Origin of the sequence: Nonomuraea sp. NPDC049709, assembly GCF_040674815.1 — a bacterium.
Classification (GTDB): Bacteria; Actinomycetota; Actinomycetes; order Streptosporangiales; family Streptosporangiaceae; genus Nonomuraea.
In genome coordinates, this window is record NZ_JBFANM010000049.1 from 49,857 (window position 1) to 67,662 (window position 17,806).

The following is a 17,806-nucleotide window of genomic DNA, read 5'->3' on the forward strand; positions in this document are numbered from 1 at the left end:
CCCGTTGGCCCGGCCATCGATCATATTTCGAGAGGGCGTCGGGCACCGTCGTCAAGCTCACCAGTCGTCCAGCCCGTCCGGGTCATAGGAGTGGTCCAGCGAGATCCCGGGCCGGATCTTGTGGAGGTCCGCCCGGCCCATCCGCAGCACCTCGAGCCTCACGCCGTCGTGTACCCAGTTGAAGTCATCGACGGCGGTCATTCCGAGACGCTTGGCAACGGCGAGGCTGCCGGCGTTCTGCACCAGCGCCGCGACGAAGACCTCCTCGACGTCGGCGGCAAGAAATGCCTGGTGTGCCAGAGCATGGCCGATCTGGCCGGCCACGCCATGGCCACGGGCTTCGGGCCGCAGATGCCACCCCATCACAAGCTGGGGATCGCGCGGGCTGAAGGGAAGCAGGGTCGCGCCGCCGAGGAGCCGGCCGTCATCGGCCGCCTCCACTGCCCACAGGCCCTGTGGCACAGGACTCCGTGACGACCGCAGATCCCAGTCTCCCAACAACTCCCGCATCTCGGCGAGATCACGCACAGGCCGCCGTCTGCCGATGGCCCTGGCAATTCTCGGGTCCCCGTAGATCTCGAACGCCCACTGGGCATCCTCGGCGGACCAGGAACGCAAGATGAGGGTCGGGGTGACGATGCGCTCAGGCTCGATGGTGACGTGCGGATCGTCCATGACGTCAGCGCCCGCTGTTCGTGTTTCGCGTGGTACGGGTGGCAGCGAAGGCTGGGCGGCCGATGTCGACGATGTCGTTCCCTTCGGGATGGGTCTGAACGTAGTCGACGGCAAACCCGCAGTGGATGCCAACCACGGCTCGACTCTGACTCAGGTCTTCCAAGGCATGACGGGCCAAGGCGGAGGCGATGCCCCGATGCCGTTGGTCCGGGTCCACGTACAGGTGGGCGATCGTGATCCGCCCGTTGGTCGTCTCGTAAGCCAGGGTACCGACGACCCCGCCATCGGACAGCGCCTCGCGGAGGGGAATTGTCTCGTCCTTGCGTACCTCAAGGGCGGCTGGTGATGGCTCCATGTCCTCTTCTCGCGTCGTTCGTCATCGGTGGTGGCCCCGAGCAACCCTAACCAGAGAAAAACGGGACCTTATAGTCCAAATATATGGTACTTATGTGTATGTTGGCTGCAGATGGACGTCAGACGTGGATTGGATAGTCCGGATGGCAGGCGTGCACGAGGGCGCGGTGTACCTCCACGCTGGAAGGGTGAGCCGATGAGCGGCGAAGAACAGATATCGGTGACCGAGGTGCTGATCGACAACACCGATCAAGGGCGGTTTGAGCTTCACCGCGACCGCGATCTGGTCGGCTGGCTCTACTACACCCACCTGAAGCCCAACCGGTACGCCCTACTGCACACCGAGGTGGAGTCGAGCCATCGGCACCAGGGCGTGGCGAGCGCAATGGTGCGGCAAGTGCTCGACGAGATCCGCGCCCGCGAGGGCACGATCACCGCTATCTGCCCCTTTGTCGCCGACTACCTTTCACGAACGACCGCCCATACCGATCTGATCGACGCCCGACACCCAGGCTATTCCGATCGCGCTGCCGCCGAGTCGGTGCGCACGAAGGCCGGCAGCTGAGACCACCAAGCCCCTCAGCAGAGCCCTCGAACGAGCACTTGGTCACGCCAATCCCTGGCCGCCCCGGCACTCCAGCTACGCGGCCGAGCCAGGCACGCGTGCTCTCCTGCACCAGAGCGGTGCGAGGACGCTGAGCAACGTCACCGCGCCTGCGGCGGGCACGTGTCTGCTGACCATCCCTTCACCACGAGCGATCCCACCCACAGCGCCCCTCGGCAATGGCCGATCTTTTCGCGCTACGGGAGATCGCCTGACGCCAACCGACGCCTGCTGAGCGTGCAACGACGCAGCCACGACCCGGCCACCCAAGCACGGCCAAGCTCCGCGCCAGCGTTGCTCACTGCCTTCGCCCCTGGGCCGCCTGCGGCCGTACGCGGCCGAGTCCTTGACCAGCGATCCGATCGGGTCTCAGATAATGGTCTAAATAGTCCATTTCTGCTCTCAAAGGTGCTACGATGCCAGGACGGACTCGACCCTCCTGCGGAAAGCGCACGTACCCGACAGCGGCCCGCTTCTCGAGGACACCCGCGGGCTCACGTTGCCCAACCCAGCCGACCCACTCATAGGAGCAATGATGGACGACTACGTCCCCGGACTGCTGCCACCGGAGGAGAGTCTCGATGACGAGGAACTTGGCGAGGACGGCGACGGCCCGGGTTATCTGCCGGTGGATCGCCCAATCGGAAGCCTGGCCTGGGGGCTGACCGCCGTCGAAGCTCGCACCCACGAACCCTTCAGCCAGAGACTTGCCCATGAGGTTCCCGACATCGCAGCTGAAGAGTTCGGTGACGGGATCGGTGATGCATCCGATACTGACGGCGAACTCATCGACGACCAGGTCGGATATCTGAGGGCAGGGCGGCTCGTCTGGGCCACCCAAGATGCCGGCGACCCGTCATCGGATCTTTGGGCCGAGGACATCGGCATCGACCGTGCGGGCGCCTCCGCGGAGGAGGCTGCGATTCATATCGTCTCCGACGACCAGTTCGAAGTGTAGGTGGGTTTCAAGGACCAGTTTCTGGCTCCATCCTCCAGATGCCCTGTCCGACGCACCTTGGTCAGGCAACACCCACAGGGTCAGGTGTTGCGATCACCCCTGGAACCCAAGTCCGAAGGCGAGCCCAGTCTCACGCGTGGAACCAACGGACAGACCATTCTCGCGAGACACCACCCGGGCGTACATCATCATGCCTGCGCCATCCGATAATGGCATCCGCCCAGGAGATGACCCGGCGAGGGGCATGCCCTTGCCGAACCGATCGGCGTGAACGGGGCGGGCGGCCCACCCCACCACACTGCTCGGAACCGAGCCGCAAGGTCCTCAAGGCCCACGGTGTGAAGACCCGATGGACCGAGGCTCCGGTGAAGACAGCGCCGTCAAGGCCTGGCTGCGCCCGGTTCGCGAGGAGGCGGCCAAGGGGCACCGCCGATTCGTCGTCGTCACCACGAACGCTGCCTCCGCCGCGCTGATCGACCTGGATACGCTGGAGGTCGTCGTCCACCACGACGGAAGGCCAGCCCAGGGCTGCAGAACCGGCCGTACACGTGCATCGCCCGCCAGGCACAGCCTTCCGGTACGGGGGCGGAGTACATAGGCCGTGCCGGTGACGCCGAACCGGCCATCGCAGGGGGGCCTGGGGCGTCGCCCGCGTTCGATTTGCGGCCAGGATCATCGGGCGTGCCGGGAATCGACTGAGGCTCTCATCCGGTGTGCTCGGCCCGCCGCGACTTGTACCGGATGCCAGCCATGTCCGGAGGCGGTTCATGGCTGATGCCACCCATCGAGCAACCTCACGGTCGCCGAAGACGCTCAGGGCCGCTTCAACCGTCAGTTGGCGCGTTCGCGCGGTGCGCGGTCGGGTACCGTCGCGCGGCCGGGGAAGCGACTGTCGATGAGTTCCTTGTATTCAGGGTGGTCAGCGATGTTGTCCGCCACGATGGGGCAGTAGTCGGTGAGTTTCAGGTCTTGCGCTTGTAGGTCGTCCAAGGCGTGTTTGACAAGCCGGGTTGCGATTCCTCGGCCGCGGTACTCAGGCTCGGCGACCGTGTGGCTGAGCGTCACGCGTTGATCGCCTCGCTGCGTGGGGTAGACGATCATGCCGACAACCTGTCCGTCGACCACGGCATCGTACGATCCGCAAGCAACGAGGGCAAAGCATTCCCAGGGCCACGCTCGGGCTTGGTCACACGAGCCGACGTCCGGGTGGACCGGTTGCGAACCGTCGCGGCTCGCCGTGCCGATCTACCGCCCGGCGATCACGTCGCCGGCTCCTCACGGGCGAACGCGGATGACGGTCTTTCCCTTGGGCCGCTCGGCCGGGTTGAAGGCGGCGACGGCATCGTCGAGGGTTGCGATGTTGCCGATGTTCGTCCGCACTCGTCCGTCACGGACACGCCGGACGATCTCCCCCAGTTGAGGGCGATCAGGCACGACAACGAAGTCGACCGCCAGGCCGTCGGCGGGCCGCACCTCGGGCGGGCCCGCGATGGCCACCAGCGTCCCTCCGGCTCGAACCAGACCCGCGGACCGGTTCCCGATGTCTCCGCCGAAGATGTCAAACACCAGATCGACACCACCGATGTCTTCCAGGGCGTCGTTCTCGAGGTCGACGAACTCCTGCGCGCCGAAGTCGAGCGCCGTCTGCCGACCGGCGGCGCGTCCGGTGCCGATGACGTAGGCGCCGGCCTCGCGGGCGAGCTGCGTCGCCATCGAGCCGACTGCACCGGCCGCACCGTTCACAAGGACACTCTGCCCCGCCCGGAGGCGGCCGTGTTCGAACAGTCCCTGCCACGCGGTCAGCCCCGACATCACGACGCTCGCGCCTACCGCGAAGTCGACGTCGCCTGGCAGCGGCGCGAGGTTGCGCGCCTCGACGACTGCGTACTCCGCCAGCGTGCCGTCACGAGTCCAGTCCGTGAGGCCGAACACCCGCTGGCCCACCGACAGCCCCGTCGTGCCATAGCTGAGGGCGCTGACCACTCCGGCCAGTTCGTGGCCGGGGATCGACGGCGTCCGGTCACGGCCGAGGCGGTCGGTCCAGGTCGAGGGCCACGACAGCTCATCCCAGGTGAATCCGGACGCATGAACCTCAACGACGACATCGCCGTAGTTCGCGCCCGAGAGGCTGGCGAGCCTAGCCGCCTGCGGTTCGGGCCGCTCCACCAGCTTCATCCCAGCCGTTCCGGCGACCCGGTCCGTCACCACGATCGCTTTCATCCGGCACCTCCCTGCATCCAGTCCTCGCCGCAAGCCTCTGAACGACCTTATGGACTATATCGTCCGTCACAGTACCAGCGCGATGCACCACATCAGGTGGGGACTTAGGGCAAGAACGCAGGATGGTTCTGGACGAAATAGTCCTGTTATAGCAAGACTGCCGACGTTCCGCTCCGTTGGGCCGGCCACCCCTCGTAACCCGAGAACAAGAGCGCGCATGTCGACACCAATTCCAATCATCGGTGACGTTGCTCTGATCCCCGCACACCGACACGACCAGTCAGCGCGGATCGGCGCAATGGGCCAGAACCGGATCGGCGCTCTGCTCCTCCTCATGGCGACGCTTGCGACGATCGTCTGGGCCAACGTGTCCATGGCGTTGTACGAGACAGTCTGGCAGGCTCATCTGATGGTCGGCGTCGGCGACCTGCGTCTGGACTTCACGCTTCACGCACTGGTGAACGACGCGCTGCTGGCGATCTTCTTCTTCACGGTCGGGCTCGAAGTACGCCGGGAGTTCGCGATCGGGGAGCTGACGGATTGGTCCCGTGCCCTGGTGCCCGTCGCCGCCGCCATCGCAGGCCTGGTGGTGCCCGCACTCCTTGTCGTCCTCATCGCATGGGGGCTCCGGGAACGAGCATGCGTGGGGAGTCGTGATCTCGACCGACACGGCCTTCCTCGTCGGCGCCCTGGCCCTGATCGGCCCGCGCGTCCCCGGGCGCCTGCGTGTCTTCCTGCTGGCACTCGCGGTCGTCGACGACATCGGGGCGCTCAGCCTCATCGCGCTGGTCTACACCGAGAACTTCACCCCGCTGCCGCTCCTCGTCGCCGCCGCAGGGCTCGTCGGTGTGTACTTCACGCGCTATCTCCGCGGCGGCCGCGGCCCGTGTACGTATCTCTCGCGATCGTGGTGTGGCTGGCTTTCCTCGCTTCGGGCGTGCACCCGACCCTCGCGGGTGTCGCGATCGCGCTGCTCGTTCCCGTGTATCGCCCCAACCGCACCGACGTCGAGCACGCACTGGAACTCGCGCGCACCTTCCGCCAGTCGCCCAACACCGAGTACGCCCGCGCCGCCGCGAGCAGCCTGCGCGAATCCATCTCGATCAACGAGCGGCTCCAGTCGGCCTACGCCCCGTACGTCGCGTACGTCATCCTTCCGATGTTCGCCCTCGCCAACGCGGGTGTCAGGCTGAGCCCCGAGATCCTCCCGGCCGCGGCCGGCTCCGCCCTGGCGTGGGGCATCGTCGTGGGCCTCGTCGCCGACAAGCTCCTCGGCGTCTTCGGATCGAGCGCGTTCCTCCGGCACCTGAGGCTCGGCGAGTTCGGAGCGGGACTCACCCTCGACCGCATCCTCGGCGGTGCCGCGCTGTGCAGGATCGGATTCACCATCTCGCTGTTCATCGTTGACCTCGCGATCGACGACGAGATCGCGCAGGACGAGGCGCGGGTGGGTGTGCTCACAGCATCCGTCATCGCCTTCGTGCTCACGACGATCGTCTTCCGGGTCTCGGATGCCGTGCGCCCCGACGACGATTCCGGTCAGACGCTCGCGCGCCCGGTCGACCCGGCACGCGACCACGTGCTCGAAGACCCGGACGCGCCATACACGATCGTCGACCACGGCGACTTCCAGTGCGGCTTCTGCCTCAAGTGCGTCGGGCTCCATCCTCGAGGTGCGCGACGTCCTCGGGGACCAGCTCCGCTACGTGTGGCGCCACGCCCCGCTCGTGCAGATCCACCCCGACGCGCTCGCCGCGGCGGAGGCATCCGAGGCCGCGGCGGCACAGGACAGATTCTTCGACTTCGCGCGCGTGATCTTCGACGACCAGGACAGCCAGCGGCCGTCCGACATCATCAACATCGCCCACGACCTGGGCCTGGACATCGAGCAGTTCGAACAGGACCTCATCTCGGCCGAGGTCACCGGCCGAGTGCGCGATGACGTACTCGATGCCGAGGCCATGAACATCACCGCCGTCCCGACGCTCTTCAGCAACGGCCGCCGGCACGTCGGCCCGTACGACGCGCAATCGCTGCTCAGAGCGCTGACGACCCGGACTGACACACCCGCCGCCGAGTAGCGGATGCCGTTGCCCCACGGATAACGGGCGGCTACGGCGACCGCGCATCGACGAAAGCACCGCAGTGTCGGCGCTCTGTCCAGGAGACCGTACAGGCGCCAGGCGGCGGCGCGGCTGCAGTCCGAGGTGGACTGACGTGTCAGAGAAGCGCGTGTCCGGCGGCGGGATCTCGGCGCCGTCGACCGGCGAGTCCCGGCGACGGCGTCCTCTCCGTAGAGGCGGGCGCCGGCGAAACTCGTCCCGGCCTTGAGAGACTGGCGGCGCGCTCGAGCCACTCCCGGTGGTCCTCGTCGAGGAGCAGTGCGCCTGCCGAAAACCCATCCATGCGGTTCAAGCGGCATGTGAGTATTCGTGGAGGACTCCGCCAAGCCGGTCTTGCCGGCGTACGTTGACGGTGAGAATCCTGCCCGGATCAGTGATGAGATCCGGAACGGCGCGTAACGGACTCGCCTGAGCCAAGGCTTGATGGGCTCGATGCTCGTTGTAGAACTCCTCATACTCACGCAGGGCGCGGTCGAGCCGCATCCTTCGGCCGTGGCCCAGGCGCTGCGGGACAAGCCTTTCGACGGGGTTTACCGGACGCATTGATTTCAAGCAGTCCAAGGTGGGCGCCGGCCGGAACATCGCCATTCTGAAAGTCCCCGACATCGGGGACGTGGCCGTCCAGCCGGAGTGCGTCTACCTGATCGGCACTCCCAGCGCTCATGAGCAGCATCGCCGGGAGAACGGCTGTCCTGCTCGGAATTGACCGGACGCAGCGGGTCCGATCCAGGCTCGGGCAGGATCCGGGCTCGGGCAGGATCGGGCAAGGACGCGCGAGTTCTGGGTGCCTGCCGCCTTCGTGGGACTGGTTTCGTAGTTCCCTCTGACGTTCCCGCCGACGAAGGACAGACCATGACGAACGACATGCGCAGCGAGCTCTCGTTGCGAGTCAACGATGTGACGCATCGGCTGAACGTGGACAACCGCGTACACCCCTCGACACGTTGCGTGAGGACCTCGGCGACACGGGCCCGAAGAAGGGCTGCGACCACGGTCAGTGCGGCGGCTGCACCGTGCTGCTCGACGGCAGGCGCGTGGTCTCCTCCGCTGATGTGACCCTTCTCCAGCTGCGTGTACCACTCGGTGCTCACATCGGCCAGCACCGCGACTTCCTCGCGGCGCAGCCCGGGGACCCGGCGCCGGCCGCTGGCGGGCACCCCGACCTGCTCCGGGGTCAGCTTCGCGCGCCGGGTGGCGAGGAATCCCGGATCTGGGAGCGATTGCCGGGCCGGTCGTCCATGCCTTCCACGGTAACCGCAGGGTTCGCGCAAGTGGCGGTGGTAGAGGGGTTGAGCTTGTCCCCCTATAAACGCGCTCTGCCTCGTGCGCGGCCGGGCGGGTTTCCTGGGATCAGCGGGGAGAACGCGACCTGCGATACGGAGACGGACCCTGTCCGACCAGCTCGTGTCGTGGTGATCGGCCCGCCCATCACCGTCGAAGCCCTCCTGCGATGCACCAACAGGACCTCCAACACCCAGGAGTATGACCATGACCGGCAAGACCGTACTGATCACCGGCGCGACCAGCGGCATCGGCGCCCACACCGCACGATTGCTCCTCGACCGCGGCCACCGCGTGGCCGTCACCGGCCGCGACGAGACCAAACTCAAGTCCTTCCTCGACGAGACCGGCCGCCCCGACCGGCTGCTCGGCATCATCGCCGACGCCGCCGACTGGCCGGCCACCCAAGCTGCCGTGACCCGCACCGTGGCACACTTCGGCGCCTTGCACGCCGCGGTGGCCAACGCCGGCTTCATCCCCGCCGACCACCCGCGCACCATCGCCGACGGCGATCCGGAACTGTGGGCGCCCATGGTCCTCACCAACGTCCTCGGCCCCGCCCTGCTGGCCAACGCCGCCCTGCCCCACCTCGAGACCACGGGCGGGCGACTGGTGCTCATCGGCAGCGTTGCCGGCCTGAAGAACAGCCCCGCCAACCTCTACTCCGCCACCAAGTGGGCCGTCACCGGCATGGCCGAGAACCTGCGGATGTACGCCACCAGCCGCGGCGTCGGCGTCACCCTCGTCAACCCCGGCATGACCGACACCGCCTTCTGGCAAGGCGGCGTCCCGCCCTTCGCCCTGTCCCCCGAGCCCGTCGCCGAGGCCATCTGCTTCGCCCTCGGCCAGCCGGCCGACGTCGACCTCAACACCCTGACCATCCGGCCGGTCGGCCAGCCCGTCTGAGTCAGATCTGACACCCTGTGGTGTCGCAGCCGGTCGTGAGCCGTGGTGTTCCTATGGGAAGCGAGACAACCACCCCGGCAGGTGGCCAGAGATCTCCTGGTCAAGTCCGCGTGTGAGACATGCGGGGTCCCGCTCGTGAGGGATGAGCTTCGGGCTTGTGCGAACACCGAGCGGATCATCCTGCTGGGACGCCCCGACCGCCGTGCTACATGCCGGCCACGATCGGCTCATCACGGTGGTAGCCGGCTTCGTCGACAAGGGCGGCCATTCGGTGCTGCAGCTGAGACACGCAACTGATCTTGTCAGACCAGGGGACCCAGGGTTTCGGGCGCCTCCCAGGCCGTCAGCTGCCGCTCAGGGTCGGTTTCCTGCTGCGAGAACTGGTTGATCAGGTCGGCGCGGGCTTGCCCGTCCTGCTCGGACAGGTCCGGCAGGAGGGCTGCCACCGGCTCGCTCACCTGCATCGTGGCCGCGGGCGTGATGGCGGTGTCATCGCTGAGGTCAAGTCTGATGACGGAACTGTCGGTGCCGGGTGCTTGGGTGTGGGCATGCGTTACGGCATCGATGTCGCGATCCTCGATGAGCTCGCGGAGCCGGCGCGCCTGGTCACTCTAGCCCGGGAGGCCGAGGCGGCCGGATGGGACGCCGTGCTGGTGTGGGATCATCTGGCCTTCGCCTGGGGCACACCGTCGGCGGACCCGTGGGTGGCCCTGGCCGCTGCGGCCCAGGCGACCTCGCGTATCAGGCTGGGCACGGCGGTGACGGCCGTGGCCCGGCACCGCCCGGAGATCCTGGCCCAGACCGTGGCGACGCTCGACAGGCTGAGCGGCGGCCGCGTGATCTTGGGAGCCGGGCTGGGCGGCGTGAGGGAGGAGTTCACCGCCTTCGGCTCAGCGCGTCCCGGCGGGGCGGTGCTTGATGAGGCACTCGACGTGATGACCTCGCTCTGGTCCGGTGACGAGGTCCATCACCGGGGCCCTCATTACACCGTGGACGGGGTGCGGCTCGCACCCCTGCCGTTCCAGCGGCCCCGGGTCCCGGTGTGGGTCGGCGGCACGGCCGCGGGCGCCCTTCGGCGGGCCGCCCGCTGGGATGGCTGGATCGTCGCCGGCGACGACCAGGAGGGCCGCATGACGCTCTCGCCCGACTCCCTGGCCGCTCAGGTCAGCGAGCTGCGCCGACACCGGGCCACCGCAGGCGATCTCGACGTGGCGGTCATCGGAGTGAGCGAGCCGGGCTCGCCGGTGCGGGCCTACGCCGAGGCGGGCGCCACGTGGTGGCTGGAGCACCTCCACGGCTATCGGGGGTCGGTGGAACGGCTGGTACAGCGCGTGAAGGCGGGCCCGCCCGCGTGAAGCACCTGCGGTGCGGGCGCGGCACCTTGGCGTCCGCGGGAGCATTCAGCAGCGCAGGCGGGCGATGTAGCCGGGGCCTGCCGGGTCGCGCTCCAGAGCCTCCAGGGTTCACGCCGACTCGGCGACGGCGGCTGCGAGTTCGTCCGGCGTCGCGAGCCAGTACTCGAACCACGGCGTCGTCGTCGCGCCGTCTCATACGCAAGATACGCAACTGCCCCGCGAGCCCGCCCGCGGCGAAGGTTCCAGGTGTGGTGGTCGGCCTGGTCGGCGCCGCCGTCGCCGGGGTCCATGCCCAAGCCGATCAGCTGTGGCCCGGGCGGGCCACCACAGCAAGGCGCCGCCAGGACCTCGGGCGCCTGCGCCGCCCAGCAGGCCAAAGTAGGCACGTAAGACATGTTGGCCGGCCTTGCAGGCATGTGCTCCGGAGGCGACACCGCGCCGACGACAACGATGGACCTCGGATGGCACCCGACCCACACCGTACCCATCGCGGTCAGGACCTTGTCGGCGACGCCCGTACGAGGTCCGCCTGGGGCGGCGGGCGATGGGACCACCTTCCCGAGGCCGTTCTGGACGACGATGATCCAATGTGCGAACATACGTTCGACAATCGCCCTTCAGAATGGAGTGCATGTGCGCCTCTCAAGCTCTGGCCGTGCTCCTCTTTCCCACCGATTAGTCGCCCTGGCTGGGTCCCTGATCCTGGCAGCGGTCCTGCTGGTCGCTCAGGCACCCGCCGCCTCGGCCGCCGACACCGTCACCGACCTCGGCGTCGCCGCCGACAGGGGCGGCGACGTGGTGGGGCAGAGCGGCAAAATCTTCGTCGCCGCCGACGATCGGATCGTGGTCACCAAAAGCGACGGCGCGCTCATCGACACGATCAGCGGCCTGTCCGGTGCCGTGGCCCTGTCCGTGGCGGACAACGGCAGGAAGGTGTACGCGGCGCTGCGCGATTCGCATGAAGTGATCGAGATCGACATCGGAACGCTGGCCATCACCAAGCGGATCGACCTCACCACCTACCCGTGCCCGTCCACGCTGGCCCAGTCGTACGAGCGGCTGTGGGTCGGATACGGGTGCGGCCAAGCGGGGGAAGGAGGCGTCGTCGCCCTCGAGCTGTGGAGGCCGACACCCACCCTCGTCCCGGTCGGGCCAGGCACGACGCAGCCTCCGCTGGTCGCCGTCGCCGGGAGCACTCTGGTGGCGGGAGAGCCAGGAGCCGACCCCGCCTCGATCAGGGTGTATGACGTCAGCACCACCCCGGCCACCCCGCGTGGTGAGATCCGCGCTGACACGTCCCTGCGGGACCTCGCCCTCGCCGGCTACGGGTCAGCGGCGCTGTCGGCGCTGGCCGACACCCACCGGTTCGACGCCTGGGACACGACGACCAACGCCAAGACACGCGCCTACGACAGCGGCGAGCTGAGCGAGCACGGCCTCCCCACCGCCGTCGCGGCCAGCCCGAACGGCGCCTACGTCGTGGGCGGCTGGAACTCCTCCGCGGGTGACGCGGCGGAGCTCGTGGTGTACGACCCGGCCACGGCGGAGGTGATCTACTCGGCCGACCACCAGGGGAAGGCGCTGGTGGCGGGCAGCATCGCCTTCTACGGCGTACTCACCTACGCGGTGCTGAAGGAGCCTGACACCGGGCGGATGCACCTCTGGCGGCTGCCGCATTCGCCCTACCACGCCTCCACCCTCACCATGACGACTCCCTCCGAGGCGACCGCGCTCAAGCAGCTGACCTTCAACGGGCGGCTCACGCTGAGCACCGGCGCGCTGCCCGGCGTGCAGACGCTCGAGCTGTACCGCTGGCTCCCCGACGGCACCTCCCGGCCCTTCCAGGAAGTCACCACGGAGGCGGACGGCACGTACCAGTTCACCGATACCGCACCGAAATGGGGGTCGTACGAATATCGGTTGTACTGGCCGGGCAACTCATGGTTCAGGGGCAGCGGCGCCTCGGCCATCGTCGAGGTGGGCCTGTACCAGCCGGTGCTCACGGTGACCGGCCCGGCCACCGGCGTCGTCGGCGAGCGACTCGAATTCAACGGAACGTTCGCCGCCGACGGCATCACCTTCCCGCTCACCATTGTCACCGTCGTACGTAACGTCTCCAACCCCGATGGCACTACCTCGAAAGTCCTGGCCAAGATGACTGCCGCTGCCGACGGGTCGTTCAGCTTCGCTGACACGCCGACAACGGCCGGCAAGCACACGTACGTCATCCAGCTGGCGGGGAACTCGTCAATCGAGCCGGCGAAGGCCACCCACGTGGTCGTCGTCCCCCAGCCCCCCGCGTAACCTCCCGACGGGGTGACGGCGATCCGAATCGCCGTCACCCATGTCGTTGGGCACGCCGCACCACGGAACTCAGCCCGCTTGGGTCTCTCGCCACGACGTGCACTTCGTAGTAGTCGCCGGGCGCGTGCTCCGGTCGGATGGTCAGTTCGCGGGGGCTCGTTGGGGTCGGCCCAGCAGTCGGACACCGTGACGCCGGCCCGTTCGAGGGCGTCGGCCTCGGACGCCTTCTCAGAGCGCGACAGCGCAGGCCAGGGTGCCGGCGACCGATGCGGACAGCATGTCCTGCAAGGTTGGGGCGAGGTCCATGCGCGTCATGAAGGGGCCAGCGCGACCGTCCGCCACCGCAGCCCGCCGTGCCGTCAGCGCTGGCAACATGCCTTGGCCGACCGACCACCCCTGCACGCGCACGAAAGTCTTTCGCGTCAGCCCCTGCCATGCCCGGCATGCGGAACGACTTGCCTAATGCGCCTGACAGACCTCCAAGCGGGTGACCAGCCAGTTCGCTTGACAGCCGCAGATGGACGATCGCCAGCGCAGTAGCGGCACCAGCAGCGTCGGGAACAGCAGTGGGACGCCCACCACCTGGGCTACGTTCGCACCGGTCCGTAGACCGCCTTGGTTGAACGGTGCTCCTGCGACCAGAAGCAGCACCCCTCAAGATCATTTCATCGTGGGGTTGGGCTTATGTGGACTGACCCCCACGCACGGTGGCTCGGTGAGGAGTCAGCGAGAACACTGAAGTCAGGCCACCCGCTGACGGCCGACGAGCGGCAACCTGGTGAGCAAACGGCACATGATGGCGATGGTCAAGGGCGCATGGTTGCTCGGTGATTGCTCGCGTGTACGTGATACGGCGCGGCATCAATCGCCACTACCTGACACGACGGCGGTAAAATTCCGGCCACAGCGGTAACAACTAGCACTCCGTGACACTGAACGCCACCGAGGGAACCCACTCATAATCCGTGGGTCGTGGGTTCAAGTCCCACCCGCCCTACTCTTCAATACCTGGTTCGACCTGGGATTTCTCGGATCTCGCCAACCTCGGACGCGTTGTTGATCATGGTTGATTGCTCGGTGGTTGCACCTGTATACAGACTGTGTATAGCGGTAGATCATTTAGACGCCATCGTCAGCTCAGACCTCAGAGACGACCATCAGAAGATCAAACCAGAAGGCCTGCAAGGGCCCCTCGTCGGTCAACGGCGGCCTCACGTGAGATCAACCCTTGTCCAATCCAGCTCGTCCTGCTCACCAGGCATTTCTGACCAGCAGATTGAAGATCCGCTGCTTCTCGCAGCGAGCTGCTTGGCCCGTGCATCGCGCAGGTTCAGGATCGATCGGCCTTGCGTCACCTGTGTGACAGCCACTGAGGGCATCAGGCAGGCCCGCCGAAGGGTCGGCGGGCCTGCCTGGGCTCGGTGGTTCAGGTGGTGGTGTCTCGGGTGTGGTCCGCAGGGTGATCAGCCGGGCGGTCTGGGCGCCTGCGGCTGCGGTGTTGACCAGGGCGGCGGTGGATTCGGCGCGCACCGACCAGGGCTTATGTACGACTACGCATCATTGCTCTTCACCACCGCATGGGAGCACAGCCGCCCAGCGGCCTGACCGGCTCTGCCCCGCTTGACGGCCTGCAGCCGCCTTGGTCCCTTGCTCCAGGCACTCCGATCAGAATGGTGGCAGAATGCGACCGTGCCACCACCCGGAGCGAAGTATTTCAATACCACCGGCCCCTGCGATCCGCGGCTCCACTACATGCTGCCCCCCACACCACGGCTTCCCGAGGCGCGCGCACTGATCGAGATGGACCGCTACTTCGTGCTGCACGCGCCCCGGCAGACCGGCAAGACGACCGTCCTGGACACCCTGGCCTCCGAGCTGACCGCCGAGGGTGACATCGCCGCCCTGTCGTTCTCCTGCGAGCGTGCCAAGGCGGCCGGCGACGACTACGCCGCAGCGGAGTCGCTGCTGCTCGATTCCCTCGGCGACGCCGTGCAGTGGTCGGGATGGCCGGACGAGCTGCTGCCGCCGGATCCCTGGCCGCAGGCCACTCCGGGCAGCCGGTTCGGCGCGGCACTGCGTGAGTGGTGCGACCGCTGCCCGCGCCGGGTCGTGCTGTTCCTCGACGAGATCGATGCCCTGCAGGGCGCCAGCCTGGTCAGCATCCTCAGCCAGCTCCGCGACGGCCACAACGCGCGGCACAAGGGACATCCGTTTCCTGCCTCGGTGGTGCTGTGCGGGTTGCGCGACCTGCGCGACTACAAGGTCGCCTCGGGCGGCGACCCCGCGCGGTTCAGCCCGGCCAGCCCGTTCAACATCCTTGCTGACTCCCTGCGCCTGAGCGACTTCACCGCCGACCAGATCGCCGAGCTCTACGACCAGCACACCCAGGCGACCGGCCAGGAGTTCACCAAAGACGCCGTGGACCAGGTCTTCGAGCTGACCCAGGGACAACCCTGGCTGGTCAACGCCCTCGCCCACGAGATCACCTTCAAGATGAAGGTGACCGGCACCATCACCACCGGGCAGGTGGAGGACGCGAAAGAGCGGCTGATCCGGGCGCGCGCCACCCACCTGGACTCCCTGGCGGCCCGGCTGCACGAGCCCCGGGTCAAACGGGTGATGGAACCGATCGTGGCCGGCGGCCCCTACACCGACCGCCACAACACCGACGACCTGGCCTACGCTCGCGACCTGGGCCTGATCACCCAGAAACCCCCACCGCAAGTGGCCAACCCCATCTATCGGGAAGTCATCCTGCGGGTGCTGGGCGACCTGACGGAACAGAACATCCACGCCGACCCGCACAGCTTCGTCCTCCCCGACGGCCGGTTCGACCTGCCCCGCCTGCTGCAGGAGTTCGTCGTGTTCTGGCGCGAACACGGCGAAGTCCTCATCCAGCAGGAGGGCTACCACGAAGCCGCCTGCCAGATCATCCTCATGGCCTTCCTCCACCGCCTGGTAAACGGGGGCGGCTACCTTGACCGTGAGTACGCCGCCGGCACCAAACGCCTGGACGTGCTCGTTCGCTGGCCCTACAGCGGCCCCGACGGTGAACGGCTGATGCAACGCGAGGCCATGGAACTGAAGGTGTGGCGACCCAGCGCAGACGACCCCAAACCCGAGGGTCTGGCCCAGCTCGACCGCTACCTCGACCGCCTCACCCTTACCACCGGCGTCCTGGTCATCTTCGACCGCCGCCCCGAAGCCCCGTCATGGAAGGAGCGCGGCGGCTTCGACCAGGCGACTACACCGTCCGGCCGCCAGGTCACCGTCCTGCGCGTGTGACGGGTGTCCGAGTTTCGATCGGAACTGATTCTGCCCCTTGGACGATGTGCTGATTTCCGGCCCGCAGGATTGGATCACTCCGTCGCAAGCGTGTGTAGCAGGCGATCGAACGCGGTGATATCAGCGCATATGACTGAACGAGCGAAATGAATCTTCTCTTTGTCTCCGTTCAGTCTCTTCGGAAAACGACGCATCTTGTCACGATGGAATAAGTCAGGGCTGATGTTGAGACCTTGGATGGCCTCGGTCGCCTCGAAGGGGGTTTCCGGACGGATCCTCACTCTGATCGCCTGGCGGAGGTTGCGCCAGCGGTCGAGAGCCGCATGCCCGTATTGTTGATCGACTCGAAGATACGGAACGTGTTGCCGTCCTTCTCCACCATGATCTGCACGAGGTTGAGGCGGTCCAGCAGCACCGGCTCCACGCGCGCGATGTCATGACGGTCTGCTGGATCGTCGAACTCCTTCAACATCCCGCGGAAGAATTGGTAGGCGTTGCCGATCAACCTGTCGGACTTGCCCTCCCGCGTGCCATCCACGCAAGCCTTGAACGCCGTTCGGTCCGCTTGGGTGGGCAGGAGCCGGTAGCGCGACTCTCCCTGCTGGAACTTGTTGATCAGGTGCAGCTCGTTGATGCGTTCCAGAGCTGTGGGATCCTCATCAGCCATCAGGTGGTCCCGGATCGCGCAGAGCGCGAGCATCAGGGTGGTGAGACGCTGTTGTCCATCCACGATGATCCATTGGGACGACTCGGTGCCAGCTCTGGCCCCGGAGCGAGGACCACCGATCCCAAGAAGTGGCTTGGTGCACCGTACCGTTGCTCGGCCAGCACGTCGACCTGGGCGGTGATATCGGACCAAAGTTGCGTGAGCTGCGGACGTTCCCAGGTGTATTGACGCTGGTGAAGGGGGACCAGTAATTGTTGGTCGCCCTGAATGAGCTTACGAAGGGTGGTTTCGTTCGCCTTCATGCCGTGCCGTTCACTGCCCGTGCAATCGATGTATCTCAAAGACGCACCACTTACGATGCACCGTGGGATAACTGCAAAGTCCGCTTTGATGGTAGACAGCAGCACTTGCACGATACAACGGCGCCGTACAGCAGCGAGCGCCTGCAACAATCAGACAGACAGATGCCCTCGATTAGTACCCCCCGCTTCGCTCACTCAGGAGCTCATGGCAGGCACTTGGACCGTCGCGGAGGTTGACAACCGGCAGTGTCGTAGCTGGTCGGACAACGCAGACAACTCCTTTGATCTCGTAAGGGCGATCGCAGATTGCTCAATGGCTGCTCATTTCCGTTCGCTAGCCGCTGCGCCTCATGTGGCGCAGCGGCTACATTACTCAAGGGAATACCCACATTCTACGCATAACGGCACTACTGTAGGTAAGAGTGGTGCGGTTGTTCGGTGGTTGCTCGCACGTCCACGGCACGGGACGGAACGCGGCATCAGAGGCCGACACAGTGGCACGGAAAATCCTGCCCGCAGGGCAACCAACACCGATAGAGCCTCATAATCCGTGGGTCGCGGGTGCAAGTCCCACCTTCCCGACCACGCCGACCTGCGGCTTCACACGAGGTTGTAGCCGCGCCATCTGATCGTTGCCACGGTGTGCCCTGATACAGGTGCGGCAGCACCGAGACGTGGGCGTCAGCGGTCAGCACGATCCTGGCATGTCTCAGCGTGCGCTGCACCACCTTGAGTTCGTACGCGACGCCAACGCTTCGTTACCGCTCCTCGC

Annotated in this window: 14 protein-coding genes and 3 pseudogenes; 9 read left to right on the forward strand and 8 right to left on the reverse strand. The window is 66.7% G+C overall.

Annotated features, from left to right (window positions below; genetic code table 11):
- Nucleotides 1–57: 57 nt before the first annotated feature.
- Complete coding sequence (locus AB0J69_RS39230; protein ID WP_364128496.1) at nucleotides 58–675, reverse strand: GNAT family N-acetyltransferase; 618 nt, start codon at nucleotides 673–675, stop codon at nucleotides 58–60.
- Between the two features lie 4 nt (nucleotides 676–679).
- Nucleotides 680–1,030: a GNAT family N-acetyltransferase gene (locus tag AB0J69_RS39235; RefSeq protein WP_364128499.1), complete on the reverse strand. Its 351-nt coding sequence runs from the start codon at nucleotides 1,028–1,030 to the stop codon at nucleotides 680–682.
- Between the two features lie 195 nt (nucleotides 1,031–1,225).
- Between AB0J69_RS39235 and AB0J69_RS39240 the strand changes: the two genes are divergently transcribed.
- Nucleotides 1,226–1,594, forward strand: a complete 369-nt coding sequence (locus AB0J69_RS39240; protein ID WP_364128502.1) for a GNAT family N-acetyltransferase — start codon at nucleotides 1,226–1,228, stop codon at nucleotides 1,592–1,594.
- A 574-nt stretch (nucleotides 1,595–2,168) separates the two neighbouring features.
- Complete coding sequence (locus AB0J69_RS39245) at nucleotides 2,169–2,591, forward strand: DUF5709 domain-containing protein (RefSeq protein WP_364128505.1); 423 nt, start codon at nucleotides 2,169–2,171, stop codon at nucleotides 2,589–2,591.
- Between the two features lie 831 nt (nucleotides 2,592–3,422).
- Here the strand turns inward: AB0J69_RS39245 and AB0J69_RS39250 are convergent.
- Together AB0J69_RS39250 and AB0J69_RS39255 are read right to left on the reverse strand one after the other, a co-directional pair.
- Complete coding sequence (locus tag AB0J69_RS39250; RefSeq protein ID WP_364128601.1) at nucleotides 3,423–3,836, reverse strand: GNAT family N-acetyltransferase; 414 nt, start codon at nucleotides 3,834–3,836, stop codon at nucleotides 3,423–3,425.
- Between the two features lie 30 nt (nucleotides 3,837–3,866).
- Complete coding sequence (locus AB0J69_RS39255) at nucleotides 3,867–4,811, reverse strand: NADP-dependent oxidoreductase (RefSeq protein ID WP_364128508.1); 945 nt, start codon at nucleotides 4,809–4,811, stop codon at nucleotides 3,867–3,869.
- A 334-nt stretch (nucleotides 4,812–5,145) separates the two neighbouring features.
- On the opposite strand from AB0J69_RS39255, the pseudogene AB0J69_RS39260 reads away from it, so the two are divergent.
- From AB0J69_RS39260 to AB0J69_RS39270, 3 genes and pseudogenes are all read left to right on the forward strand, one after another.
- A pseudogene (locus tag AB0J69_RS39260) lies at nucleotides 5,146–5,373 on the forward strand (Na+/H+ antiporter NhaA); the annotation flags it as partial.
- Nucleotides 5,374–5,464: 91 nt separating this feature from the next.
- A pseudogene (locus AB0J69_RS39265) lies at nucleotides 5,465–6,249 on the forward strand (Na+/H+ antiporter NhaA); the annotation flags it as partial.
- 235 nt (nucleotides 6,250–6,484) lie between these two features.
- Complete coding sequence (locus AB0J69_RS39270; RefSeq protein ID WP_364128511.1) at nucleotides 6,485–6,892, forward strand: thioredoxin domain-containing protein; 408 nt, start codon at nucleotides 6,485–6,487, stop codon at nucleotides 6,890–6,892.
- Between the two features lie 1,094 nt (nucleotides 6,893–7,986).
- Here the strand turns inward: AB0J69_RS39270 and AB0J69_RS39275 are convergent.
- Nucleotides 7,987–8,112, reverse strand: a pseudogene (locus AB0J69_RS39275) (transcriptional regulator); the annotation flags it as partial.
- Nucleotides 8,113–8,422: 310 nt separating this feature from the next.
- On the opposite strand from AB0J69_RS39275, the gene AB0J69_RS39280 reads away from it, so the two are divergent.
- Nucleotides 8,423–9,121 carry an SDR family NAD(P)-dependent oxidoreductase gene (locus AB0J69_RS39280; protein ID WP_364128514.1) on the forward strand — a complete coding sequence of 233 codons (699 nt, stop codon included), beginning with the start codon at nucleotides 8,423–8,425 and terminating at the stop codon, nucleotides 9,119–9,121.
- A 302-nt stretch (nucleotides 9,122–9,423) separates the two neighbouring features.
- Here AB0J69_RS39280 and AB0J69_RS39285 read toward each other — a convergent pair whose 3' ends face one another.
- Nucleotides 9,424–9,579 (reverse strand): hypothetical protein, encoded by a 156-nt coding sequence (locus AB0J69_RS39285; RefSeq protein ID WP_364128517.1) that lies wholly within the window; start codon nucleotides 9,577–9,579, stop codon nucleotides 9,424–9,426.
- A 90-nt stretch (nucleotides 9,580–9,669) separates the two neighbouring features.
- Here AB0J69_RS39285 and AB0J69_RS39290 point away from each other — a divergent pair, with 90 nt between their 5' ends.
- The 3 genes from AB0J69_RS39290 to AB0J69_RS39300 all read left to right on the forward strand — a co-directional run bounded on the left by AB0J69_RS39290 (nucleotide 9,670) and on the right by AB0J69_RS39300 (nucleotide 16,065).
- The gene (locus tag AB0J69_RS39290) at nucleotides 9,670–10,476 is read left to right on the forward strand and encodes a TIGR03619 family F420-dependent LLM class oxidoreductase (RefSeq protein WP_364128520.1); all 807 of its coding nucleotides are present in this window, start codon (nucleotides 9,670–9,672) and stop codon (nucleotides 10,474–10,476) included.
- Between the two features lie 633 nt (nucleotides 10,477–11,109).
- A complete protein-coding gene (locus tag AB0J69_RS39295; protein WP_364128523.1) occupies nucleotides 11,110–12,780 on the forward strand; it encodes a hypothetical protein in 1,671 nt (556 codons plus the stop codon).
- Nucleotides 12,781–14,580: 1,800 nt separating this feature from the next.
- Nucleotides 14,581–16,065, forward strand: coding sequence for an ATP-binding protein (locus AB0J69_RS39300; RefSeq protein WP_364128525.1), 1,485 nt, complete (start codon nucleotides 14,581–14,583; stop codon nucleotides 16,063–16,065).
- Nucleotides 16,066–16,342: 277 nt separating this feature from the next.
- Here the strand turns inward: AB0J69_RS39300 and AB0J69_RS39305 are convergent, their stop codons facing one another.
- Complete coding sequence (locus AB0J69_RS39305; protein ID WP_364128604.1) at nucleotides 16,343–16,852, reverse strand: DUF262 domain-containing protein; 510 nt, start codon at nucleotides 16,850–16,852, stop codon at nucleotides 16,343–16,345.
- The gene (locus AB0J69_RS39310; RefSeq protein ID WP_364128607.1) at nucleotides 16,765–17,034 is read right to left on the reverse strand and encodes a DUF262 domain-containing protein; all 270 of its coding nucleotides are present in this window, start codon (nucleotides 17,032–17,034) and stop codon (nucleotides 16,765–16,767) included. Before AB0J69_RS39310 ends, AB0J69_RS39305 begins: the two co-directional genes overlap by 88 nt.
- Nucleotides 17,035–17,806 lie beyond the last annotated feature (772 nt).